The sequence below is a fragment of the Alloscardovia macacae genome (genome assembly GCF_002259705.1).
In the GTDB taxonomy this organism is placed as follows: Bacteria; Actinomycetota; Actinomycetes; order Actinomycetales; family Bifidobacteriaceae; genus Alloscardovia; species Alloscardovia macacae.
Genome location: NZ_MWWT01000011.1, coordinates 1 through 1,670 on the forward strand (window position 1 = coordinate 1; position 1,670 = coordinate 1,670).

Sequence of the window (1,670 nt, forward strand, 5' to 3'; positions counted from 1 at the left end):
CGGGCGTGCGGGTTCAAGTCCCGCTCCGGACACTTTCGTGGAATCTTCCCGTTCTGGGGAGATTTTTTTGTTTTCTGTTGGTATACTTATCCTTAAGCCTCGCATTACAGCTGATGAGAGGTGAGAGAAGATAAGGAGTTCGCCATGAACGGTCATGGGAGTTCGGATAAGCAGCGATTCCATAATCGCATGTATAGCTTCCTCGTAGCAGGGATATGCTTAGCGCTATTTTCGCCGATGTAGGCATATAGGAACTAAAGTTATTGCTTAAGTTTGTGTTAGGCGTTGTGTTTCTTGGTGTTAGGGCGTGTTGAGGTTTTCTTCTGATACCTTGTGGGTGTGTCATAGAAGGTATGAGACATGTTTCTGCCCAAGCGCCACAGTGTCCTGTATGTCATACGCGTATGAAGAAAAACGGTCGAGACCGCTACCATAGGCAACGCTGGATGTGCACATCGTGCACTCTAACCAGCCGTAAACCAGGAGTAAGTCACAAACCGTATAAACACCTCGTAGAGTTCTTGTCGTGGCTTCTGGGTGCATCACGCCAACCCGACGCAGCGCGCGGCTTTAGAAAACGCATAGCATGGTGTTGGAACCTTATTCCCCAGCGTAGCGAGGATAGTGACTGATGTGCACTGGTTTTGGTTCCGCGTTTCGTGACAAGTTCTAGGAGATGATAGGAACTATGACAGTACCGTATTCGCAAGAGTTCAGAGATAAAGCAGTCCGCCTGCTTGAACAAGCGTTCTCAACGTATGATAATGAAGCTGAAGCATTCACTGAGACGGCCAGACAACTGGGTGTTAGTAGTCAGTCACTACGCAGGTGGCGTAAACAAGCTATACGAGAAGAAGCAGTAGCGCAGAACATGTCTGCAACGGATTTACTCGCGCAGAATACTCGGTTAAAGAAAGAAAATGCGGAGTTGAAGCGAGCAAACGAGATTTTGGTATCGGCTTCAGCTTTTTTCGCGTCACGACTCGCCCCGAAACAGCCATAGCGGTCCAGTTTCTGGACGAGTATCGCCAGCAGTATACGATACGCCAGATGTGTCAAGTCCTTAATGATGCTTTCGTGGGTGGGTTTATCACCGAGCGCGCGTATCGAGCATTCAAGAAACGGCCTGTGAGTAAACGCGCGGCTCGTCATGAAGCGTTGAAACGCGATATCGAGTTGATGCATGAGGATTTCTTCATGGCGTGCTATGGGTATCGCAAAACTTACCACCAGCTGCTATCTCAAGGGTGGAGCGCCAGTGAGGTAGGTCGTGATCAAGTTTATATGCTTATGCGTGAACTCGGCGTGCAGGGCTCGTTTACGGGTAAAGCGCCACGCACGACGCGTCCTGCCCGTAGTAGTGGGGGAAGACCTGATTTAGTCTCTCGTCATTTTCAGGCTCAGGCTCCGAATCGGCTGCATGTGGCGGCTATCACGTACGTTAGGCTCAAGTCGTGGGGATTCTCGTATACAGCGTTTATTACTGACGCGTACTCGCGTCGAATAGTTGGCTGGACGTGCGCGACGAGTCTGAAAACTGAGGATATAGCCCTTCCTGCTTTGAACGAGGCACTCGTGTGGGCCTCGATAAGGGATACGACACAGGGGCTTATTCATCATTCTGATCACGGGGTTCAATACATTAGCCGTGTCTATAGTCAGCGGGTTGA

At 50.0% G+C, this 1,670-nt stretch carries 3 protein-coding genes; all 3 read left to right on the forward strand.

Features of this window, described 5'->3' with window-relative positions:
• Positions 1 to 353 precede the first annotated feature (353 nt).
• Positions 354 to 632, forward strand: coding sequence for a transposase-like zinc-binding domain-containing protein (locus ALMA_RS08410; protein ID WP_420807211.1), 279 nt, complete (start codon positions 354 to 356; stop codon positions 630 to 632).
• Positions 633 to 688: 56 nt separating this feature from the next.
• Positions 689 to 1,003 carry a transposase gene (locus tag ALMA_RS08415; protein WP_158520688.1) on the forward strand — a complete coding sequence of 105 codons (315 nt, stop codon included), beginning with the start codon at positions 689 to 691 and terminating at the stop codon, positions 1,001 to 1,003.
• A gap of 194 nt (positions 1,004 to 1,197) precedes the next feature.
• Positions 1,198 to 1,670: DDE-type integrase/transposase/recombinase (locus ALMA_RS08420; RefSeq protein WP_420807212.1), on the forward strand; the 473-nt coding region annotated here is incomplete at its 3' end.

What these genes read in the sequence shown, in the direction of transcription:
- ALMA_RS08410 (WP_420807211.1), top strand. Translation starts at nt 354, where the DNA reads ATGAGACATGTTTCTGCCCAAGCGCCACAGTGTCCTGTATGTCATACG.
- ALMA_RS08415 (WP_158520688.1), top strand. Translation starts at nt 689, where the DNA reads ATGACAGTACCGTATTCGCAAGAGTTCAGAGATAAAGCAGTCCGCCTG.